This is a genomic window from Arthrobacter sp. NPDC093128 (assembly GCF_040683875.1).
Classification (GTDB): domain Bacteria; phylum Actinomycetota; class Actinomycetes; order Actinomycetales; family Micrococcaceae; genus Arthrobacter.
In genome coordinates this window covers 184,156-206,584 of the sequence record NZ_JBFBEY010000002.1, presented here as the reverse complement: position 1 = coordinate 206,584, position 22,429 = coordinate 184,156, and the positions used below count along the sequence as shown (strand labels likewise).

The 22,429-nt window shown below is 65.0% G+C and carries 12 protein-coding genes; 2 read left to right on the top strand and 10 right to left on the bottom strand.

From position 1 onward, the window contains the following. The first annotated feature begins 253 nt into the window (after positions 1-253). Positions 254-1,291 carry a hypothetical protein gene (locus tag AB0N24_RS02890; RefSeq protein WP_364120172.1) on the top strand — a complete coding sequence of 346 codons (1,038 nt, stop codon included), beginning with the start codon at positions 254-256 and terminating at the stop codon, positions 1,289-1,291. A gap of 103 nt (positions 1,292-1,394) precedes the next feature. Here the strand turns inward: AB0N24_RS02890 and AB0N24_RS02885 are convergent, their stop codons facing one another. The 3 genes from AB0N24_RS02885 to AB0N24_RS02875 all read right to left on the bottom strand — a co-directional run bounded on the left by AB0N24_RS02885 (position 1,395) and on the right by AB0N24_RS02875 (position 6,242). Further along, the gene (locus tag AB0N24_RS02885) at positions 1,395-2,840 is read right to left on the bottom strand and encodes a glycosyltransferase (protein WP_364120169.1); all 1,446 of its coding nucleotides are present in this window, start codon (positions 2,838-2,840) and stop codon (positions 1,395-1,397) included. After that, a complete protein-coding gene (locus AB0N24_RS02880) occupies positions 2,837-4,729 on the bottom strand; it encodes a polysaccharide deacetylase family protein (RefSeq protein ID WP_364120166.1) in 1,893 nt (630 codons plus the stop codon). The genes AB0N24_RS02885 and AB0N24_RS02880 overlap by 4 nt, the downstream gene beginning before the upstream one ends. A 64-nt stretch (positions 4,730-4,793) precedes the next feature. After that, the gene (locus AB0N24_RS02875) at positions 4,794-6,242 is read right to left on the bottom strand and encodes a polysaccharide deacetylase family protein (RefSeq protein ID WP_364120163.1); all 1,449 of its coding nucleotides are present in this window, start codon (positions 6,240-6,242) and stop codon (positions 4,794-4,796) included. A gap of 588 nt (positions 6,243-6,830) precedes the next feature. Between AB0N24_RS02875 and AB0N24_RS02870 the strand changes: the two genes are divergently transcribed. Further along, entirely contained in the window at positions 6,831-8,012 is a 1,182-nt protein-coding gene (locus tag AB0N24_RS02870; RefSeq protein ID WP_364120160.1) for a chitinase, read from the top strand. 10 nt (positions 8,013-8,022) lie between these two features. Here AB0N24_RS02870 and AB0N24_RS02865 read toward each other — a convergent pair whose 3' ends face one another. The 7 genes from AB0N24_RS02865 to AB0N24_RS02835 all read right to left on the bottom strand — a co-directional run bounded on the left by AB0N24_RS02865 (position 8,023) and on the right by AB0N24_RS02835 (position 22,424). Next, positions 8,023-8,790, bottom strand: a complete 768-nt coding sequence (locus AB0N24_RS02865; protein ID WP_364120157.1) for a hypothetical protein — start codon at positions 8,788-8,790, stop codon at positions 8,023-8,025. A gap of 149 nt (positions 8,791-8,939) precedes the next feature. After that, entirely contained in the window at positions 8,940-10,913 is a 1,974-nt protein-coding gene (locus AB0N24_RS02860) for an S-layer homology domain-containing protein (protein ID WP_364120154.1), read from the bottom strand. An 80-nt stretch (positions 10,914-10,993) separates the two neighbouring features. After that, positions 10,994-12,001 (bottom strand): GDP-mannose 4,6-dehydratase, encoded by a 1,008-nt coding sequence (locus AB0N24_RS02855; protein WP_104172684.1) that lies wholly within the window; start codon positions 11,999-12,001, stop codon positions 10,994-10,996. Positions 12,002-12,041: 40 nt separating this feature from the next. Beyond that, positions 12,042-13,475, bottom strand: coding sequence for a nucleotide sugar dehydrogenase (locus AB0N24_RS02850; RefSeq protein WP_364120151.1), 1,434 nt, complete (start codon positions 13,473-13,475; stop codon positions 12,042-12,044). A gap of 564 nt (positions 13,476-14,039) precedes the next feature. Then, entirely contained in the window at positions 14,040-16,739 is a 2,700-nt protein-coding gene (locus AB0N24_RS02845; protein WP_364120148.1) for a LuxR C-terminal-related transcriptional regulator, read from the bottom strand. 2 nt (positions 16,740-16,741) lie between these two features. Continuing rightward, positions 16,742-19,414, bottom strand: a complete 2,673-nt coding sequence (locus AB0N24_RS02840; RefSeq protein ID WP_364120145.1) for a LuxR C-terminal-related transcriptional regulator — start codon at positions 19,412-19,414, stop codon at positions 16,742-16,744. Between the two features lie 328 nt (positions 19,415-19,742). Beyond that, on the bottom strand, positions 19,743-22,424 hold the full coding sequence (locus tag AB0N24_RS02835) for a helix-turn-helix transcriptional regulator (protein WP_364120142.1): 2,682 nt from the start codon (positions 22,422-22,424) through the stop codon (positions 19,743-19,745). Positions 22,425-22,429: the final 5 nt, after the last annotated feature.

Below are 22,429 nucleotides of genomic sequence, written 5' to 3'. Positions count from 1 at the left end.
TTCAGGCTACTCAGAGGCATCCGTGTAATGTGGGGCGGGTGTTAACGGTCTCCACGGGTCTCCTGACGGTCCTGCTGGCTGCTTCTGGGGAGTAAGCGGCGCAGCTGGTTTTCATTACCAGCAATGATTTTCAGGCGCGGCCACGGCTGCGCCAGTCTGGCGGTCATGACCCGTACTTGGCGTGCCCTTTAGCGGCACCTGCCAACCCTGTTAATGTCCCCAACAGATATGTATCCCAATAAAAATGAAACACATGACCACCCCCATCATGGCTGTGTTGATCCTCCTTGTCGGAGTATTGACCGCCGGCTGCGCCGCCGAAACGTCGCCCAGCCCGTCGGCCTCCACCAGTCCTTCATCGGCCAGCGCAGAAGCGGCGCCGCCAACACCGAAGGCCTCACCGTCACCTAGTTCGGCCCCGGCCGCAGCCCCCGTCGAGGAACCTGCACCCGCTGCGGTTCCCGCCCCGGAAGCAGCTCCTGCCACCGTGGCAGTGGCAGCCGCCGAACCCGCGGCCGCACCGGCCGCCAGCAAATACCCGCTGCATTCAAACATCGTGAGCACCACTTTCTGGGTGGGCGAAATCTTCAACGCGAACCTTGCGGACGGTTCCCAGGTCTGCTCGACGTACAACGGCCAGTGGGCCTTCCAGCACACCGGGATCAACGCCGGCACCACGCCCGATTCGGCCTCCGGCTGCCCCGGCAGCATTTACGGCGGTTGCGACGGCGTGAGCTCCGGTTCCGGTAGCTCCTTCGCCTGCGCCACGGAAGCACGCGACGCCTCCAACGGGTACTTCCCCAAGAACCAGCCCGCGCCGCTGGAGAACCCGTTCTACCTCGACCTGCCCTACGACGACATCAATGACAGCGTCGCGTTCCAGCAGCGCTGCCAGGTCATTCCGTGGGCTGCCGCGGACAATGCGGCCACCGGTGGTGACCACTGCGCGGACGGCAGCTACTCCTACATGAAGAACCACTGGGTGCAGATGACCGGGCCCAACGGCAACGTCTGCTACGGACAGATCGAAGATGCCGGTCCCTCCAGCGGTTCCGAATACCATGATGCCAACTACGTGTTCGGCGCAGCCGATGCCCGCCCGGCCAACGCCGACTTCTCCGCCGACGGCACTCAAGGTGCGGGAATGGATGTTTCTCCCGCCCTGAACGGCTGCCTCGGCTTTGCCGAGCTGGACGGCAGCGGCGATCACGTCTCATGGCGGTTTGTTGACCGTTCCGCTGTCCCGGCCGGTCCGTGGCTGAACGTGGAAACCACCTCCGGGGTGAGCTGATAACCGCAGCACCGCGCTGAACGCAGAGCGCCCCTCCCGCTGGACCACAGTGTCCTGCGGGAGGGGCGCTTTTCGTTTCCGCACCCGGGGTCCGGGGACGGCGCTAGCGGGTGATTCCCGCGCCCGCCGTGGCTTCTTCCAGCTCGAGCGCCTCCCCTTGGACGCGCCTCATCGGGCTGACCCATACCCCCGAGGAAGCCGCGGAGAACGCCCGCGGCAGCACCATCAGGCAGATGACCGAGTCGAGGATCCGCATGAACGGAAAGAACGGCGCCATCAGAAGGATGCCGGGCCGTCGGAGTGCCAGTGCCGCGATGACAGTAAGCAGGAGATCCGGGACGAAGACACCCAGGAAGACATCCTGCGGACGCATGAGTCCGGACAGGTACAGGAAGGATTCGCCGTTCTCGCCGAACGCCTGTACCTGCATGGAGGCCACGAGCGACAGCAGGAAGACCGGGATCAGCAACACAAAGAACATGCAGCTAATAACGAGTTCGATGATGTAGAACACCAGCACGAACCAGAATTTTCCGGCCTGCAGCCGGTGCCGGCGCACCGTCTGCCAGAAGCCGAGGATCCAACGGCGGACCTGCCTGGTGTAGTCCTGCAGGTTGTCCGGATCCTGCGTATAGGCCACGGCCGCTGAGGGGTGGAAAGCGATCCGGCCCAGCTTCTTGGCATGGATCTCAAACGTCATGTTGAAGTCCTCGATGACCAGCCCGGGTGCCAGCACCTTGATTTTTGCGAGTGCATTTGTCCGGTACATGCTGGCGAAGCCGGGCACGATCGAAACGACGTTTGCTCCCCTGGCCGCCTGGCCGTATTTGAGCAGCAGCTGCACCACGATGTAGAGCCGCTCCCGGTAGGCCACCAGGAAACGGCCAAGCACAGTCGGGGCCGGCGGCGTCATGATGGACTTGGCCCGGCCGGCAACGGCAACCACGGAGGGATCAAGGAAGAGCGGCAGGCCGGTCTCCAGATAGTCCGGCGTGGGCCGGGTATCCGCGTCAAGCATCATCACTACCTTGAACTTCCGGCACAGCTCGAAGTGGGCAATCCCGGCGGCGAGCGCGCCGGCTTTCCCCCTGTTCGGCTCGAGTTCCAGAACCTTGACGCCGGATGCGCGGGCAATGGCTGCCGTGTCGTCCATGGACATGTCCGAGATCACGTGGATGTTCCGGAGCGGCACCAGCACCGCGGCTGCCCGGATGGTCTCCCTGATGACCAGGGCTTCGTTGTGGGCGGCAATCAGCACCGCAACATTCGCCGGCAGGATCCTTGGGTCCCTTGCACGGTGACGGCCATGCTCACGCTGGACCTGCCCTCTGTGTGCACGGGGCGCCGGCAGCGTGTGGGCGCCATGGACGCCGGAGCCGATCCTGTTGGCCAGCGGCCACCGTTGGAGGAGCCTGAGCGCTCGTCCGCTCAGCGGGGGTCCCAGTGCCACCCGGCGGATGTACTGCTCATTGGCCAGGCGAAGCAAGCCAACAAACGACCAGAAGACCGTGCTGATTCCGAGGACAAGGACAACGTAGACGGCTATCACAGCGACGGCGCTCCATTCGTGTCGTACATGGCGTAGTCATCCGTAGTCAGGGTGCCATTCCTGAAAAGGCTCAGCCCGAAGCTGATTGCGGTTGCGCCGGAGGGCAATGCGGGGGTGGTAAAGCTCGCCTGCGTATAGGAGCCAGCGGCAGCGAACCACGGACTGGACGTCCAGTAGACCCATGTTCCGGCCGAGTTCCGGTAGTACACGGCGAACTGCGTCACCGCCGTTGAGGTATACCAGGCGCGCAGCGAATAGGTACGTCCGGCGACGGCGGCCGGCCCGCACGATCCGGAGTCGAGGGTCGGCAGGAGTTTCGCGTCACCGTCCACGTAGTTGCTCATCACGAGGCGTTCTGCCTTGGTCCCGGTCCTGGCCGTGGCGACCGTGCTGAAGGACGCGGTGTTCGAACCGTACCCGGCGGTTTGCCAGCACTGTGGCGTCGAACCGGCGCCCGCCGTTTCAAGGCTGGCGTTCTGCACCAGGTTCGTGCCGGCCGGCGGCGGCGGTGGCGGGGGCGGGGACGACGCAACGTCGATCATTTCGTAGTCGTCCGTGGTGAGCGTTCCGTTGCTGAAGAGGTTCAGCCCGAAGCTGATGCCGCTCGCTCCCGAAGGCAGCGCGGGCGTGGTCCAGCTGGCCTTTTGGTACGTAGTGGTGGGCCCGAACCACGGACTCGAGGTCCAGTAGACCCAGTATCCAAGGCCGGTCCGGTAGTAGAGGGCGAACTGGGTGTTGGTAGTGGACTTGTACCAGGCGCCCAGCGTATACGTGTGCCCGGACGTTGCTGTCGGCGAGCATCCGCCGAGGTCCAGGGACGGCAGCCACTTCGCGTCGCCGTCGACGTAGCCGGTCACCACCAGGCGTTCTGCCCTTGATCCTGTCCGGCCCGGGCTCACGGTGGTGAACGTGGGCGAATTGGTGCCGTAGCCGCCGGCCTGCCAGCACTGGGGCACTCCGTTGACCATGGTCTCAAGGCTCGGATTCTTCACGAGATTACCGCTCGATGGTGTCGGGGGCAATGCCGGGCCGGAGACGGCAGCCTTCACGGTTCCGCCGATGACCTGGTCCACCGTCTTGACAGTTGTTGTAGCCGGCCGGGTTTTTAGCCAGGAAGCGAACTGAGTGAAGAGCGCAGGACTAATGCTGAGCGGGCCGGGCGTGGACGATATGTGGTGAAAAGTAAATTGGACCCACCCGCCCACACTTTCAGCTCTGGTAACGCTGTTTTGAAAATCAGCCAGTGTCCACGGGCTATCCACTTGATCCAATGCCGCGGTCCGGAATGGATTTTGGGGAGGAACGGTTTCCGCAAAAGCACACCCCGAACATCCAAAGCGGGATTGAATGTCTCCGAGCGCACGTGCGCTGTTATAGCCACAGTTTTTCACTGTGGTCTGCACGGCCGGAGTAACCGCACTGAAAGGATAGGCGAAACTCGTCACCCGGAAACCCCAGTTGGTGAGGTTGACCCTGTCGTTGCATACCTGGCGGGTGACCTCGTCTGACGGCAGGGTCGTCAGATCGGAGTGAGTCACGGTGTGGCCGCCGATCTCGTGACCACTGGCTGCCAGACTTTGAAGGTTCGCAACGGTCATGTACCCAGCGTTGTTTACATTCCCTGAAGGAATATAGAAGGTCCCGTCCAGCCCGTAGTTGTTCATGATCTGGGCAGCGGTCAGCTGGTCCGCGTTGGCGTCGTCGAACGTCAGCGACACCACGGTGGGGGCCGCCGCCTGGGCCGGGAATGCCAGCGCGGTCATGCCCGAGACGGCCAGGGCCACGATGCCCATGGCCGTCACGGCCGTTCGCGCCCATTTTCGCAGTCTGTGCAGCACGGCATCCACGTCAGTCCGGCCTACTGTTCGCCCGGAAGTTTTTAACCTCATGGGAATCGACTCGATTCTTGTTTTCGAGCCCGTGGAAGCCTCTGCGCTGGCAACGGGCGGGGCATTACGGGGCGACCGGCTCCCCCGTGTCTAACATCTCGTAGTCATCTGTAGCCAGCTCCCCGTCGCTGAACAGATTCAGTCCAAAGCTGATGCCGACGGCGTCTGCCGGCACCGGTGGTGCGGTCCACTCAGCCTGCCGGTAGGCAGAGCTGGCAGGAAACCATGGGCTGGCTGTCCAATAGGTCCAGGTGCCAACCTTGTTGCGGTAATACAACTCGAACTGCGTGGATGCCGTGGACGTGTACCACGCCCGCAGGGTGTAGCTGTGGCCCGGAACGGCGCTCGGCGCGCAGGCCCCCAGGTCAAGGACAGGCAGCAGTTTCGCGTCACCGGATACGTAGCCGGTGACATCCAGCCGGCGTGCGATGCCCCCGCTGCGGCCGGGGGTCAATGTACTCAGGACGTGTGAATTCTCGCCATATGAGGACACCTGCCAGCACTCCGGGAGTCCGTACTTCCCTGCTGTCTCCAGCCCGGGGTTCCGCAGCGCGTTGACGCCCGGCGGTGCAGGCGGAGCAGCGGGCCCGGCCACGGCGGGCTTTGCCCCTCCTCCGATAACGTCGTGGACGGTGCGGATGGCGGTGGTGCCCTCGTCGGTGCGGGTAGCCAGCCAGGAAACGAAGTCGCTGAACAGCGCCGGACTGACGGACCGCGGGCTGCCGCTGTCATCGATGTCGAAAAAGCTCAGCTGCAGCCAGCCTCCCGCCGATTCCGCTTGCATGACTGACTGCTGCAGGTCGTTGATGGTCCAGGCAGAACTGACTTCCGGCGTCGATCTGGTGCTGAAGACGTCGGCCGGCCGCACCGTTTCGGACACGGCGCAATCCCCGCAGCCCAGGCGGCTACGGACATCACCCTGGCTGCGCGCACTGTTGTATCCGCATCCGGCCACCGTTGCCTCGGCCTCCGGTGACTTTGCGGCAAAAGGATAGGCGAACGAGGTCACTTTAAAACCCCAGTCGGTCAGGTTCGTGCGGTCATTGCAGACCTGCCGCTTGGCCTCGTCAGGATCCAGCGCCGTCAGGTCGGCGAGCGTTGCGGTGTGGCCGCCGATCTCGTTTCCGTCGGCAGCCAGGGCGTGGAGATCCTCCACTGTCATGTAGTCCTTTGCCCCCATGAAGCCTGAGTTGACGAAGAATGTCGCCCGCAATCCGTTGCGTTTCAGGACCTGGGCGGCGGCCAACTGGCTGGCCCTCCCGCCGTCGAAAGTCAGCGTGACGGTGGTCAGCGCAAGGCTGGTGTCCACGGGTGCCGAAAAATTCTTCAGTGGCCCCGGTGCATTGCCGGCCGGCGCCGAGCCGTTGTTCGGTGCCAGGGCGGCGGACCCCGTGAAGAGGGCAAGCGCCGCCAGCGACGAGACTGCCCAGAGCGTTGTCCGCTTTCGCTGCCTGGTCAACCCGGACCGGAGCGGATCGCCCTGATCCCCCAATGGTTCCAGCCGTTGCCTCATGACAGATATCCCCTCTTACATCCGTGTTGCCCGGCCGCAAGAGGATCCCCCCAGGCCGCAGTGATTCATCGATTGACACCCCGAAGGGGTCGGTGACGACTGGGGGGAAGCCTTGGTCTCAAAGGCTTGTTCGCCACCGACCCCCGATCATGGGCCCCGGGCCTGTGCGCCAGGGCTGGCTGCCTCACGGCAGCGGTGTCGGCAAGAATGGGAGAGAAAGTCATAGCGAGTACCGATGGCCGGGGCAATCCTGCCGCCTTGACCACGAACTGCCGTTCAGGGGCATGGTTGCGGGCTTTCGCCCGCAATTGTGCGTCCATTCCCATTTTGAGACCCGATTCTCCCCCGGAACTCCGTATCTATCCGACATGCAAAGCCTATGAAGGAGAGTGTTCGGCGGCACGAGTGGTGCCTACCCGTCTTTCCGTCCGGCAGGTGCCGGGCAGGCCCGGTGCCACTCGTCCGCTACCCGAATTGATACTCGATGTACACCTGACAACACCCGTGTTGGCTGGCGGTCAGACAGCGTCGGTAGGCAGGCCGTGGTGAAATGGTGTCTAAGCACACCAGAGGGGGGCGTGGGATCTTATGACAGCACTTAACCGCGGCTCGGATCCGGCTGCCAAGGCGGAGGCGGAGCCCGCACCGCCGCCAGGTTCCGGCGGCTCGCGCTCCCGACGGAGGCTGTGGCTGCGGCCACGGCTTCGCCGGCCGTCAACGCCCCTGATGGCGGCTGTCGCCGTGACCACCATCCTGGCCTGCGTCATCTTTTTTTGGACCTGGCGGTCCGGCTTGGCCACAGGCGCCGCACAGCCGACGTGGTTCGCCGGGTATGTGGACGTCACTGTGTCGCCTCCGTACGCTTTTGAAGAGGCCTCCGGGCCGGCCAGCACGGACGTGGTACTCGCGTTCCTTGTAGCGTCCCCCCAGGACTCCTGCGTGGCCAGCTGGGGCGCCGCCTACGGCCTCGAGGAGGCGGGTACGGCCCTGCGCCTGGACAAACGGATTTCGGTGCTTCGGTCCCGGGGAGGGTCCGCTTCGGTGTCGTTTGGCGGTTCCCTGAACCGCGAACTGGCCACCGCGTGCCAGGACGAGGCTAAGCTCCGCACCGCCTACCGGGACGTTGTTGAACGCTACGAGCCTTCGTTCATCGACTTCGATCTGGAAGGCGCCGACCTCCTTGACCAGGCCGCCGGCGAGCGCCGCGCCAAGGCGGTGGCCTCCCTGCAGGGGGACCGCAATGCGTCGGGGCAAAGGCTCGCCGTCTGGCTGACGCTGCCGGCTTCCCCGCGTGGACTTACCGACGCCGGAATATCCGCCGTGGAGCAGATGCTCCAGGCAGGCGTCCAGCTGTCCGGGGTCAACATCATGACCATGAACTACGGTGCCAGCCGCAGCAGTTCCCAGGGGATGCTGGAGGCGGCCACAGCAGCGGCAGACGCCACCCACGACCAGCTGGGTATCGTCTACCAGCGCGCGGGCGTCAACCTTAGCCGCGAACAGGTCTGGAAGAAGGTCGGGCTCACCCCCATGATCGGGCGCAATGACCTGCCCGGCGAGATCTTCGAATTGGACGCGGCCCGGGGCCTAAAAGACTTTGCGGTGGGGCTGGGTGTCCAGCGCCTGTCGATGTGGTCGCTCAACCGCGACGCTCCCTGCCCTTCCAATGATCAGGGGCAGGACGCGTCCTTCACCTGCAGCGGCGTGGACCAGGGCACGACGCGCTTCGCCGATCTCCTGGGATCCGGTCTCCCTGGCAGGATGGGCTGAGCCTGTACCGCTACTTCACCTGGCTGGTGGTGACCACGTCCAGCCAGGGGCCCGGCGGAACGTCCTGTAAATCCACGAATTGCCAGTCGACCCTGTCCGCTTCGCCGTCCAGGTCGCTGAAGCCCAGGCAGCCGTTGAGGGCCGGCGACACGTCCATGCCTGCGCCGTTGAACTCCCGGTTGACCGGCCGCGCGTCGTTCGAGCCGAAGACGTATTCCTTGTCCTGGTACTGCCCCGGTCCGGCATCCTGAATCTGGCCGTAGCACTCCTTGCCGTCCTTGCGGATCTTGACCCAGCGGTTCTTCATGTAGCTGAACGAGCGGTTGGTGGCCTGGCCTTTGTACCCTTCGTCGTTGGCCCAGGGAATGACGTCAGCCCGCTCGCGGAAGGCTGCCGGGTTGTTGACATCGTCGTAGGGAAGGTCCAGGTAGAAGGGGTTCTCCTTGGGCTTGAAGCTGCTGGGCGCGTATCCGTTTGAACCCGATCGTGCTTCGGTCGCACAGGCGCTGGACGTGACTTTGCCATCGCAGCCGCCGTAGCTCGCCATCCACTGCGAGTCGTAGGTGGAGAAGACCTGGCTGCCATCCTCGGCATTGGGGTCAAAAACCTCCCCCACCCAGAAGGTGGTGGCCACAATGTTCGTGTGCCAGGGGTATTTACCCTGTGGTCGCGGCTCTGGCTCCGACGGCGTGCAGGCCGTGGCAACCATGGCCAGCAGGAGGACGGTTGCCACAATTCCGCTCCAGCGGCGGTTGCGCACGGAGCCCCGATCTTTCATTTCTGATCCCCCGAATCAATGGTTCTGCAGTGTTGCGGACTGGACAGCGTTGCCGACGGGACAGCGGCGAGGGCGGCCGTGCATCCGATGACTTCCTCCGGATGCACGGCCGCCCGTGCCATTGCTGGGAACCTACCTGCCGGGCGGCCCTACATGCCCTTGGGGAAGTTCAGGTTGTAGCGGTAGATGAACGCAGCCACCTGGTCACGGTTGATGGATGCCCCCGGTTTGAAGGTGCCATCCGCGAAGCCGAAGGTGATTCCCATATCGGCCAGCCAGCGCACTTCGTTATAGAAGCCACTACCGACAGGCACGTCGGGGAAGACAGGGGCCGTTGCGCGCACCGCCGGCTTGCCGTTCATGCGGTACAGAAACGCGGCCATTTGATCACGGTTGACCTGCTCGTAGGGGTGGTACCCAAGGTCCGCGAAACCTTGCGTGATGCCCTGGGACGCCAGCCACTGGATTTCCTTGTAGAAATCATGGGTGGGGGGAACGTCCGGGAACTTTTGGGGTCCGGCCGGTACAGCGGGGCTCCCGGCAAACCGGTACAGGAAGGCCGCCATCATGCCGCGGTCCAAGGTGAGGCCCGGCTTGAAGGTGCCATCGGCGTATCCGGTGGTGATCAGGTTGTTGGACATCCAGCTGATCTCGTTGTAGAAGAGGAACGTGGAGGGTATGTCCGTGAAGGTCTTGACGCCTGCGGTGTCGTACAGCTCATAGTCATCGGTGATCAGGGTTCCGTTGTTGATCAGGTTCAGGCCCAGGGTGATGGCGGTTGCACCCGCCGGTACAGCCGGCGTCGTGTAGGTGACCTGCGCCCAGACATTGTTCGTGGGCAGATACAGCGGGCCCGACGTCCAGTACTCCCACGTTCCGGTCGCCGTGCGGTAATGCAGATCGAATTGGGTGTTCCCGCCGGTCGACTTATACCAGGCTTTGGCGAGGTAGGTGTGACCAGGCGTGGCGCTGGGAGCGCATTCCCCTGTGTCCAGCGTGGGCAACAGCTTGCCGTCACCGTTTGTGTACCCCGAAACCACCAGTTGCTCTGCGGCTGTCGCAGTTCCTGCATGGCCCGGCGTAACAGTGCTGAATGTCCTGGTATTCGTGCCGTAACCGCCACCCTGCCAGCACCGTGGGACTACCGCACCGGCGAGGCCCGGCGTTTCAAGGCTGGGATTCTTGATGAGGTTGCCCGTGGTCTGCGGAGCCGGCGGCGGAGGCGCTGCCACGAGGGGCTGGGTGGTTCCGCCGATCACTTCCTTGACCGTCTTGACCTGAACCGGATTGGTGGTGTTCGTTGCTGCCTGGTTGGCAAGCCAGTCCGCGAACTGATTAAACGTGTCGGTGCTGACGGTCAGCGGATCCTTCACGCCGGAGGAGGGATCGATCCCGGTGCCGACGTGGTGGAAGGTGAGCTGGACCCAGCCACCGCCGTTGGCCTGGGCCTGGGTGACCAGCGTCTGGATATCCGCAAGGGTCCAGGTCTCGTCAAGCTGGTCGGGCGCTCCGGTATAGAAGAGGTTACCCGGCGGCAAGGTCTCGGCAAACGGGAACGTCTCGGAACCCACAACCTTGCTGCGGATATCGCCAAGACCGCGCGCGCTGTTGTAGCCGCAGGCCGCTGCCTCCGCCTCCGTGGTCGGGTTGGACGCAGCGAAGGGGTAGGCGAAGTTCTGGATGTCCAGGCCATAACCCGCCAGCGTTACACGGTCGCCACAGATCTGGCGTGCAAGCTCATCGGTACCAACAGCTGTCAGATCCGCGTGGGTGACACTGTGGCCGCCAATCTCGTTACCGGCCGTCTGCAGCGCCAGCGCATCGGCCGTGGTCATGTAGTTCGGCCTATTCATGAATCCTGACGGAAGAAAGAACGTGCCATTCATGCCCAGCGAATTGATCTTGGCTGCGGCGGCAACCTGGTCCACATTGGCGTCGTCGAACGTCAGCGTCACCACGGTTTCGCCAACAGCGTTGGCGGCGGGGGCGGTGAGCCCCATCAGGGAGGCAGCCAGGGCCACCGTTGTGGAAGCAGCCAGCCAGCGGGACTTCCGCCGGCCGGGTGGACGTTCAGCCCTGTGCCGGGGCTCTGAGACCGCAGTGTAGCGTTGCAGTAGCGTCATGGAACTCAACTCTTTCGTCGAAGGTGCACATAACTTTTGACGGTTGCCGCCCCCCGTCCGGCGCGGCACCTCACGGACGGCTAGTTGGCCGCCATCGTGACTTTCCACCCGAGCGGATCGGGCGCTTTCACCGGGCGGTGGTCTGCCGCCACGTTCTGGATGATCTGGTCGAGCGTGGTTTTCGGATCGAAGCCCACCAGATCCTTCGCTTTGCTGTTGTTGGGTACACGGCGACGCATGTCCTCATACCCCTCGGCGTATGCCTGCTCGTAGGGCACCAGCGTGATGGGGCTATCGCTGCCCAGCAGCTCGACGATCCTCTGCGCAAGGGTGAGGATCGAAATCTCGTAGCTCCCGCCCAGGTTGTAGGCATTGCCGTAAGCGGACTCTTCCTCGGAGATCCTGGTGATCGCGGGGACGATATCGCCCACATAAGAGAAGCACCGTGTCTGATTGCCGTCGCCGTAAACGGTCAGCGGCTCGCCGGCCATCGCCTGCTTGACCAGGCGCGGCACCACCATTCCGTACCGGCCCGTTTGCCTCGGACCCACCGTGTTGAACAACCGGACGATCGCCACCGGAAGCCCAAACTGCCGCCAGTAGGCGTGTGCGAACGCCTCGTCGATTCCTTTGGCAGCCGCGTAGGTCCACCGGGACTTGAGTGCCGAGCCAAGGATCCGGTCCGATTCCTCCGACAGGCTGTCTGAAGTGTTCTTGCCGTAAATCTCACTCGTGGATGCCAGCAACAGCGACGCTCCGGATTCCAGCACGGCATCCAGCACCACTTCAGTGCCGTGGATATTTGTCCGCAGGCTCTCCAGAGGGTGCTCCACGATCAGGTTTACGCCTACGGCGGCAGCCAGGTGGAAGACCCGGTCAGCGCCGGCCACCACCCGATCCACTGCGGCGCGGTCGAGGATGCTGCCCTCGACGAAATGAAAATCCCGGTGGCCGATCACGGTCCGGAGGTTTTCCAGGCGGCCGGTAGAGAGGTCATCCAACACCGTGACTTTGTCGCCGGCCGCGAGGAGGTGCTCCACGAGATGGCTCCCGATGAAGCCGGCTCCGCCGGTGATTGCTGTTTTCACTTCTCCTACTTTCTTCTGAAGACCAGCGAAGCCGCTGGAATCACAACCGGGTGACGTTTGTGCCGGCGGGCAGCCGGTAGGTGGTGTCAAGGACGGCGGGCGCTTCGCGCAGCCAGTCGATATCCATGGCGGCGTGCCTCGTGTGAAGGATCACCAGGTCTGCGTCCCAGACCGACGGATCCTCCAAGGACTCCAGCGCACCGCCCTGGCCGTCCGGAGCGGTGGGGCACCACGGATCGTGATACGCCACGTCTGCGCCGTCGGCGATCATTGCGGCGATGATTTCCAGTGCCGGAGATTCGCGCAGGTCCTCGACGTCGGGCTTGTAGGCCACGCCAAGCACCAGGACGCGGGCGCCGGAGATTCCGTGGTTCCGGTCCGACAGGATGCGGCGCGCCTTTTCCACCACCTGGTGGGGCCTTCCGGCGATGCCGGCCATGGCGTGCTCGATGACGGGAGCCGTGACCCTGGCTTTCCGCAGCTGCCAGAGCAGGTAGTGCGGGTCGCAGGGGATGCAGTGGCCGCCGACGCCCGGGCCGGGGGTGAACGGCATAAAGCCGTAGGGCTTGGTCGAGGCCGCGTCAATCACGTCCATGACCTCCATGCCCAGCCCGTGGCAAATATCCGCGAACTCGTTGGCCAGGGCGATGTTCACTGCCCGGAAGGTGTTTTCGACGAGCTTGGTCATCTCTGCCACGTCTGCGGACGGCACCACGTGCACCAGCTTGGTGCTGGCCTGGAGCAGCGCCTCTGCGGCTTCACCGCAGGCCGGCGTGACTCCGCCCACCACCCGCGGTACGTCTTCGTGTGAGAAAGCATCCACACCGGGATTGATGCGCTCCGGCGAGAAGGCCACAAACACATCCCTTCCGGGGATAAGGCCCTTGGCAGCCAGCGGAACGGCCAGGAGGTCCCTGGTTGAGCCCACGTAGGTGGTGGACGTCAGCATCAGCAGCTGGCCCGCCACCGCGAATTCGACCACCGAAGCGCACGCCGCCCGGAGAATCCCGAGATCCGGCACCAGGTAGGGATCCACCGGGGTGGGAACACAAACAACCACTGCTGCTGCCCGGGCCAGCAGGGAGAGGTCCGTGCTGATCATGAAGGACGGATCCTCGAGGGCGCTGTTGAGGCGGACCTTGTCCGAGTCGAGCAGGTCTGCCTGCTGGGACCGGATCACCGCCAGCCTGTTCTCGGACACATCCAGTCCCAGGACACGCCGTCCTGAAGCGTTGATGGCGAGGGCGGTCGGCAGGCCGACGTAGCCCAGCCCGACAATCGCCACGTCGAACGTGAACGTGAGATCCTGGGAAGCCGTTTCGCTCTCGGGGGCCTGTGACTCAACGGCGTCCGCCGCCGGTTCAGGCGCCCCGGCTCCGTTTTCCGGCCATTCCCGTGAATCCTCGAGCAGCGGAGGAAGTGCTGCCCGGGTCAGCGGTGCCTTATGGGTTTTTAGCTTGGTGTTCGGTGTCATGCTAAACCGACCTCCCGGTATTCGATTTGTCCCGTTTGTAAGAAAGCCGGCGACGAAGACTGGCAGATCCCGGTCTCAGAAGACGCTGCCCGGATCGTCGCCGGCTCGAATGGGGTACCCGCCGTCGGCGGGATGCTGGTCGCCCTGGAGGATCGTTCCAGGTGGATTGCCACGTGAAATTCCGAAAGCCAAGTGTCAGCTGATTGATGCATTTAGAGACCCACTTCTTTCCCCAATATTTGCCTGCGGCCCAACAAGCTACAGCGTATTAACCAACCACCTGCCGGGGCGCGAGTGGGCTCTACCCGTCTTTGCGGGTGCATCACTGACCGGAACTGGGTGGTACGCGCCCGGCCCGCCCCCACTACTCGCATCAGTACTCGTTCACGGGCAACACGAAATGAGTGGAAGCTCCGTTTTCGGCGGACAGGCAGATTTCAACGGGCAGCTGGCGGCCCGACTACCGCCGGCGGCAGCCGCTCAGGTGCTGCCGGGCAGCCGAAAGCCGACGCCGGACGGCACCCGGTCCCGGGCCGGTCCGACGTCGACTTGGAGATGGCGTAACTACGCGGTGCCCGGCAATCCTGCGTGGCGGGCGCCGTAGGCAACCATCGCCAGGTCTTCCCGATGGCTGATGCCGAGTTTCGCGAACATCCGGTACAGATGCCCTTCCACAGTGCGGAGTGAAAGCCCGAGCTGCAGCGCGATCTCACGGTTGCTCGCGCCGGCCTGGACCAGGGCTGCGATTTCCTGCTCGCGCCGCGTCAGCTTGTGCAGGTCCGGCGGAATCTCAGCGGCCGATGACCCGGTCTTGTTGAGTGCCGCATTGCGCTGCTTGACGAGCTTCTGGGCCTCGAACTGGCGGGGCTTGTCTCCCCTGGTCTCCAGGATCCGCAGGGCATGGGCAGCGCATTCCGCAGCGGCCAGGTCCAGCCCGTCCCGTGCGGCGGCGTCGCTCATTTCCACAAGCCGGTTGACGTCCTTGGCGGCGAGAGCGCGGCAGTACGCTGCCACAAATTCCGCACTGCGGCCTTCGCAGCCCTCCGCCGCGGCGGCGAGGCGCGGTACCACTGACAAATCGCCCAGCCGGAGCACCAGGGAAAGGATCTCCACCTCATAACTGAGGAAACCGGAGGCTTCCGCGGCATCGGCGAGGACCATCAGCTTTGATGCGGCAGCCTGGACTCCGACGCGTTCGGCCCTTGCCGCCACGGCGTAGGCCCGCCCCAGCAGCGAGGCATGGCGGTGGTCCGAGAGCAGCGCGTCGTAGGCGTCGGCGTTGGCTTTGGCTGTGTCCGTCCGGTTGAGGATGGATGCTGCATAGGCGGTGGCCGCAAGGGCATCGGGCAAGTCGCCTCCGGCATCGGAGAGGCGCAGCACTTCGGCGGCCTGGCTCAGTTTTGGCAGGGCCGCCCCGATGGTGCCCCGCCGCAGGTCTGCATTCCCTGCAGCCAGGTGCAACATCCCGCCAAAATAGATCAGCGAGTTGGAGGCCTGGGCGATGTGGTTCTGCAGGTAGTCATCCAGGACATCGAGTTCCCCGGCATGGAGCAGCGCCAGCAGGTAGCGCCGCATCACAAACTCGGCGTACTCAAGGCGCCGGTCACCGCTGGCTGCAAGGATGTCCTCGACCACCATCACCACCTGGAGTGCCGAAACGGCACGTCCCGTGAGTGCCAGCGACTCTGCCAGCAGCGTTCCGGCCAGCAGCCGGGACTCGTCATCGTCCGTGGACTCCCAGATATCCTGCAGTTCCGGCTCTGCTTCCACGTGGCGCCCAGCCGCCTGGTAGCCCTCCAGGGCCAGCAGCCTGCTGCCCAGCCGTGCCGTCTCAAGCTCTTTCGCATCGAACTCCGGATGGGCCTCTTCCAGCCTGGAGACGGCTTCCGCCCACGCATCGGCGGCGCGGAGCACAGCCTCCGGCCCGTTGCGCTGGCCGGCGGCCAGCTGGGCCGCCAGCATGGAAGCCTGCCGGACTGTCCGCAGATCGGTGGCTTGTTCCACTACGCCTTCGAGGCACAGGCTGGCTCCCAGGGGATCCCGCCCGTACAGCTTGGCGCGGGCGAGTTCCACTTGCGCTGCGAGCTTCAGGGACGGCTCCCTTATGGCGCCCACCACCCGTTCCACATACTCGGGGATGAAAAGGCGGTTCGCCAGCTGCGCGGCCTCCAGGATGTCGGCGTCGGGAACGGTCGCTCCGGACTCCAGCGCCCAGGTGACGTGCCGCAGCCTGCCGTCCAGTGTCTCCGGCCGCGAGTCCAGAAGGTCCACGATCCGCCGTCGGATGGTCACGCTTCGGGCAGTCGGCACCAGCTGCCTGATCACCTCGCCGATCAGCGGTTGTGCCAGGCGGACGTGCCTGGCAGGGTCCGCGGAAATCGCGATGAACTGGAGCTCCTTGAGTTCATCGACGGCCCGGCTGTCGCTGGCGCGCTGCAGGACGCTCAGGGGGATCGCTTCGGCAAGGGCCACTGATTCCAGGGCCTGGCGCTGTGCGGGGTTCAACTGCATGATCTGGTTCCTGACCAGGTCCATCAGCCGGACGGTGGCCGCTCCGGGCTCGCCCAGGAGCACCCAGGTGTCATTGCGCCGCAACAGATGCCCGCGGCTCCTGGCATGGGCTAGCAGTTCCAGCAGGAACATCGGGTTTCCGCCGGACGACCGGAAAAGGACCGCGCTGGCACTGGGCACGAGCGGCGAGCCCAGTGCCCGGGTGCAGAGCTCGTCGACCTCATCCTTGGTCAGCGGCTGCAGTTCAAAGCGGTCCACCAGGCCTTCCGACCACATCGACAGCACTTCCGGCGGGGGCGACGGGTGCGGCCGGCACAACAGAACCACCCTGGCGGCTTCCGCCGCAGCCAGTTGCGCTATAACGGCGGCGCTGCTGTCATCCAGGTGGTGCGCGTCCTCGACCACCAGCACGGCCTGCGACTGATCCCTTAGACCGTCCGGATTGAGTTCCGTTACGAGCGCCTTAAGCACGGCCCGGGGCTGGTCCGTCTGGCCGGGTGTTAGCGCGGTCAGCAAGGGGGCAAGCGCCGCGTAGGGAACTTCGGAGAGCGACGGCCCCGCATAGACGTAGAACGGACGGACACGGCTGCCCAGCTCAAAGAGCACCTCGTTGGTGAGCGCCGTCTTGCCGATACCGGCGTCGCCGAGGATGAGTGCGCCCGGTCCGTTGGCGTCCATCAGGCAATCAACAACCGAGGCAACCATGCCGAAGCGCCCGATCAGCCGCTCTGCCGTAAGGGTGGTTTCAGTCATGGCTAGTCATCTCCTGTACTGCCAAGGGCTACCGGAAGCTCCAAGCGCTCTTCGATTTTTAGCTTGCCGTAGATCTGGTAGAGGTGGCCCTCTACCGTTCTTACCGAAACGTGCAGCTGGGCCGCGATGCTCTTATTGCTCGCTCCGGCGGCAGCCAGCTGCGCTATTTGGAGTTCGCGTGCGGTCAGTGTGAGCCTGTCGTGGTTGCCGTCCTGGGGCGTCCGCAACCTCCTGCGGCAGGTTTCCGCCAGGTGCTTGGCCTGCCGGATCAGGCTCCTCTCGAGCCGTGCCTGGTCGAGGTTCAGGACCGACTCGGCGATGTCCAGGGCAAACCTGTCATTGTGCAGCCGGGCTGCGAGGTTGGCGGCAGCTATGAGTTCGTCAGCTCCGCCGGACATAACGCCCCGCGCGTACTGCGCGCACAGTTCCGCAAAGGGTCCCTGGCTGCTTGACGCAGCCTCCAGCAGCCGCGGTGCCGCAGCGGTTTCTCCCAGCCTGACGGCCGAGCTCAGGCACAGCAGCTCATGCCCCACCGTACCCGTGGCGCGGTCCTCGTCTGCCAGGCGCAGCAACATCGCAATCCCCGTCCGCGGGCCGTCCAGCTCCGCCCGCGCCAGCGCCGTGAAATACCCCTCAGCCCTGGATACCTTCCATGTTTTCCGCCTGGCGCCGGAGGCTGTCTCTGCCAGGTAGCCAAGTGCCTGTTCACGCTCACCCTGAAGGGCCGAGGCGTAGGCAGCCGCCGCACAGGCGAGCGTGAGGATGCCGTCGCTGTCCTGGATCCGCAGCTGGCTGATGCCGGGAACGAGCAGGTCCAGTCCGTCGCGTCCGCGGCCCTGCATGCAGGCGCAGATCGCCTCCGGCACTTCCGTGGCGCTGAACCGCCGGTAGACGACCGACGACGGGAGCCAATCCTCGGTGGGCAGCGTCTCCGTCGCTTCGTCCCACCGGCCGGCCACCAGGTAAGCGAAGCGCAGCCGGGAGATCACCGACTGCGCGATGGCCACCGGGATCTCCGGCCGCAGGCACTGCAGCTTCAGCTGTTCGGCGAGCTCGGCGGCATCGGCCTGGCGCCCCGTCACGGCCCAGGCTTCACACAGCCAGCTGCCTGCCTGGAGCCGGAATTCCGCGCTGTGGAATTCAACGTTGTCCAAGGCCTCGGCAAGGCTGGCAGCCATTTCCCGGTAGGTTCCGGCGTAACTGGCTGCTTCGGCTTCGGCCAGTGTCAGCTGTTCCCGGATACGCCTGAGGTCCGGTGCCGACATCTCGGCGACCGGACCTGTTGAGTCCTCGTAAAGTACCTTCCGTGCCCGGGCCAGGGAATCGGGTGCTTCCTGCCAGGCATCCCGGGTGGCGAGGAACACCGAGCTTTCTGCCAGGAGAAGCCCGATCCATTCCGCGAGCGCGGGGTTCCCCCGGGACACCTCGCGATGTCGGTGGACCACGGACAGGGCCTCCTCCACCTCGCCGAGCGTCATCAGCGCCGTGACCTCCTCGGTGACCGCCCCGGCCAGCTCCTCGTGTCCCTTGATAGTGCGGACAAACCGAAGCGCCAGGGGCGCGTCCAGGCGTCTGTTGGCCAGGCGTGCCGCAGAGAGGGACTCGTCCGTCGACAACACTGCGCCGCAATCAAGGGCCCAGACCGCGAAGGGCAGTTCCGTGGCCGGCGTCCGGAGGGAAGGTGCCGCAGCCGAGAGCACCATTTCGCGGAGGTCGTTGCTCCGGCCCGGCGGGACATTTTCCCGCACCACATCGGCGACCAGCTGGCTCTGGATCCTGACGCGGCGGGGCAGGGAGTCCTCGACCGCCAGAACCCCGCGCTCCTCGAGGGCGTCGACGTCGTCGGCATCGACAAGCGTGAGCAAGGTGTCCAGGGGCAGCGTCTCTGCCAGCGACAGGATTTCCAGGATTCGCCGGTCAGCCTCGCCCATGCGCCCCAGCCGGGTGGCGATCAGGTCAGTGATCGCCCGTCCGTGAACGTGGTGTTCCGCCGTCAGGACCCAGACGCCGTCCCGGACAACCAGGGAACCCGAATCGGCGAGCTCCATCGCAAGCATCTTCAGGTAGTGCGGGTTGCCGTCGCTGGCCGCCCACAGCGATTGGACGGCCGAGTGCGACACCTTGGCGCTGAGGCCTTCCTCCAGCCAGCTGACAGCCTCGCGGAAGGACAGCGGTTCGAGGTTGACGCGCGTGAGGAACCCGCCGTCGCAGAGTCCTGAGATCTCCGCCGAGAGCCGCAGCGGGTCTGAACACGTCAGGACCAGGCGAACGGCGCGGTTTCGTGCCAGCTGGGCGATCGTCACGGCCGTCAGTTCGTCAGCCTCGCCGGCATTGTCGACGAAGAGGTAGACGGTCTTCCCGTTCGCGCGCTCCCGCAGGAGCCGCATGAGCCCGGACAGGACCAGCACGGGGTGGTTCAGGTACCCGGGCTCGAGGTCGCTCAACAGCATGTTGAGAGCGCCGTAGGGTGAGCGGGAGAGGGCCGCGCTGCACCGAAGCGTCACTACCAGGGAATCGTCTCGGAACTGTTTGAGGGCGTGGGTGGTTAGGAACGTCTTCCCGGTCCCCGAGGATCCGGTCACCAGGACCCCGCCGGTGGACTCGGCCAAAGCACGGGTAATGTCGCTGACAGCCTGTTTCCGACCGATCAAAGGCCATGCGGCGCCCCGTGTCATTCCGACGGATCTGGTGGCGTGTGTACTGGCCACATTATCGGCTGTCAACATGAGTGAGACCTCTGTATTTATGAGCGATTTCTGGTAACCCAAATTAACCAGCTGGGACGCCCGCGGGCACCAGTAGTGAGTACTCGATTTTGCCCGTTACTCATACCTGTACTTGCAAGGCAAGTACCCCCGATCGCCCTGTCCGGTTACGCAGGGCGGCAGCAAGCCGCTACAAAGCGGCCAAATCAGCGCCTTCGCGGCGTCGAAATAGTTAACAAGTCGCTGAGGCGGCGCCGGCCCGGCACCACCGCCGAGTAGTGTCCGGCGGTCCAGGTACTCATTTCCCGGGTGATCGGTTGGCCCGAATCACTGCATCGTCAGCGAGCCCCGCGGCCGCGGCCAGCTCGTCACGTCCGGCGATGCCGAGCTTCAGGTAGCACCGGTACAGGTGGCCCTCCACCGTGCGAACGGAGATCTGCAGCTTGTCCGCGATCATGCGGTCGCTGAGTCCGGTGGCTGCCAGTCCCACAATGTTCCGCTCACGCTTGGTCAAGATAGGCGCCACGGTGTCCGGCTGGGCCTCGCTGCCCGCATGGCCCAGCTCTTCGTTGCACCGGGCAATGCCGGCGCGTGCCATGGCCGCCAGTTCCCGGTTCCGGCTGCGGTCCAACGATGCCAGGGCGGCCGAGTAGGCGTCGGACGCCAGTTGGAAGACAGAAGCCGCATAAAGGGCGTCCCCGGCTCGGAGGTGCTGTTCCGCGCTCCCGTCCGAAAGTGCGGAACAGTACACGGCCAGGGCGTCTGCCCAGGGGCCCTCTACTGCCTCGGCGACGACAGCCAGCCGTTCCAGCCTGGTGGTGTCGCCAAGCGCCAGCGCCATGGCCAGGGAATTCAGTTCCAGGTAACGTGCGTCCTGTTGCGCAGCCTCCTCCGCACTCCTGTGCAGGGCCGCGATTCCGCTGCCGTCGCCGCGCAGCTGTTCGTCCCCCGCCGCCAGGAAATCGCGGGCAAAGGCCGTCACCAGGTGGATGCCGCGCTCGCCCCAGGCCTCGTAGTCCTGCTTCAGCCTGTTGGCCTCCGCGTTGCGGCCCAGGGTGGCCGCGACGTAGTAGGCCATGGCGGCGCAAAGCCGGAACATCTGCTGGGGATCGCTGTCACGAAGGGCCTCGAGTCCCGTGGTCAGCAGCTCCAGGGCATCGGCAAGTTTTCCCTGCCGGACTGCTATGTATCCCATCACGACATAGGCGGCACCACTGAAGGAAACCATGGCGGAACCGAACGACGTATCCGCGTAGCCTGCCAGGAGCTCCTGCGCCTCCGCCCAGTCCCCGGCGGCAAGGTCGCAGGCGACGAGCCGGACCACGATGAACTCGGGGAGGAAAAAGATGTCGTTATCGGGAGGCTGGGCCTGGCCGAACGCATCCGTGGCGAGCTGGCGCCCCTGCACCGGGTACCCCAGCGCGCACAGCCGTTCGGCCTGCAGGGCCAGCGCCATCGACCTGGTGAGGGCGCCGTCGGGTTCGGCCGCCGAAACGCCGGCTTGCAGGAGTTCCTCCAGCATGGGGCCCATCTGCCGGTAGTCGCCCAACAGTGAATACGCCATCAGTTCCACCAGGGTTGCCCGGCGGGCCGTAGCCGCGAGAATCCCCGGTGCGTCAGCGGGTTTGGCCGCAGCCTCTTCATCGCCCCATTGACGGAGCCTGCGGGCATCGTCCGCAATTTCCGAGGCTGGGTGTCCGAGCGCCGTCCGTGTGGCCGATCTCAGGAGGCTGTTGACGACCATGTGCGTGAGCCCGCTGCCGGCGTCCACATTAACGTTCAACAGGGCTGCGGCTTCATCGTAGTGCCCGAGGTTGTAATGCGACCGGGCCATCACGGCCCGGGCAGTCTGCTGCAGTTCGGGGTCCCGGACGGCCCAGGCGATGCGAAGGGCCGTCTCGCTCTGGAAAAGCTTGCAGGCAAGGACAGCAGCCCGGATGAGTAGCCGGCCGGGCACTTCGGCGCCGCAGTCCAGGGACCAGGACACCATGCGGAGCAGTGACTCGGGTTTGTCCGCGGAGACTTCCATGCGGGACACGAGCTCGCGGTGCAGCTGGAGGCTGCGGGCCGCGGGAACGATCCTGCGCAGCACTTCTCCGTAGACCGGGCTGACCAGCCGAAGAGTTGGTTCGCTGTCCACGGACTGGACCACCAGCCGCTGGTCCAGCAGTTCCTTGACGGCCGGTTCGCCCGCGATTTCGCCGACAAGGGTCCTGTCCACCGGTTCCGCGAGGGCGATGAGGTTCAGCGCCTCCCGGCCGTCGGCCGAGATGCGCATGAGCTGGACCTTGACAACGGCGGTGAGTTCCAGGGTGCGGACACGCGAGGAACCGGCGTTGAGCCACACCCCGTTCCGCTGGATCAGGTCGCCGGAACGCTGGGCTTCACGGACCAAGGTCTTGAGCAGCAGCGTGTTCCCGCCGGCTTCCTGCCAGAATTCACGCGACGTGGTGTTGAGGACTTTGCCGCCGAGCAGCGCCTCACAGAGCTGGTGCCCCTGGTCCTGGGTCAGCGGGGCAATATCGAACCGCTCGGCAGTGCCGTCGTGCCAGAGCCGCAGCAAGGGCTGGGGTATGCCGGGCCTCGGGATGCAGGTGGCCACGAGCTTGGCCCATCCTGCCTGGACCAGTTCGGAGATCATCTCGGCCGTGGCGGTATCGAGATCGTGGGCATCATCAACCAGCAGCAAAGCGGGTCCGGGATTCTTCCGGGCACCTTCGAGGTACGCCCACAGTGCCCGCAGCACGGCCACCTTTGACGTGACATCCTCTACGGAGAGATCAGACAGGTACGGGGACAGCGCCCCATAGGGAACGGGCGCCAGTGAGGGGCTCCCGTGGACGGTCATGACTGCCGTCCGGCCGTTTCCTCCGTTGTTCAATTGCCCCAGCAGCGAGGACGCTCCCAGCCCGGCGTCGCCAACGACGAAAACAGCCCAGCAGTCATCCGAGGCAAGGGCGTCCTGCACCGATGACAGCATGTCCC

Coding starts and splice junctions, on each gene's coding strand:
- AB0N24_RS02890 (WP_364120172.1), top strand. CDS start 254: ATGACCACCCCCATCATGGCTGTGTTGATCCTCCTTGTCGGAGTATTG.
- AB0N24_RS02880 (WP_364120166.1), bottom strand. CDS start 4,729: ATGAGGTTAAAAACTTCCGGGCGAACAGTAGGCCGGACTGACGTGGAT.
- AB0N24_RS02875 (WP_364120163.1), bottom strand. CDS start 6,242: ATGAGGCAACGGCTGGAACCATTGGGGGATCAGGGCGATCCGCTCCGG.
- AB0N24_RS02870 (WP_364120160.1), top strand. CDS start 6,831: ATGACAGCACTTAACCGCGGCTCGGATCCGGCTGCCAAGGCGGAGGCG.
- AB0N24_RS02865 (WP_364120157.1), bottom strand. CDS start 8,790: ATGAAAGATCGGGGCTCCGTGCGCAACCGCCGCTGGAGCGGAATTGTG.
- AB0N24_RS02860 (WP_364120154.1), bottom strand. CDS start 10,913: ATGACGCTACTGCAACGCTACACTGCGGTCTCAGAGCCCCGGCACAGG.
- AB0N24_RS02850 (WP_364120151.1), bottom strand. CDS start 13,475: ATGACACCGAACACCAAGCTAAAAACCCATAAGGCACCGCTGACCCGG.
- AB0N24_RS02845 (WP_364120148.1), bottom strand. CDS start 16,739: ATGACTGAAACCACCCTTACGGCAGAGCGGCTGATCGGGCGCTTCGGC.
- AB0N24_RS02840 (WP_364120145.1), bottom strand. CDS start 19,414: ATGACACGGGGCGCCGCATGGCCTTTGATCGGTCGGAAACAGGCTGTC.
- AB0N24_RS02835 (WP_364120142.1), bottom strand. CDS start 22,424: ATGCTGTCATCGGTGCAGGACGCCCTTGCCTCGGATGACTGCTGGGCT.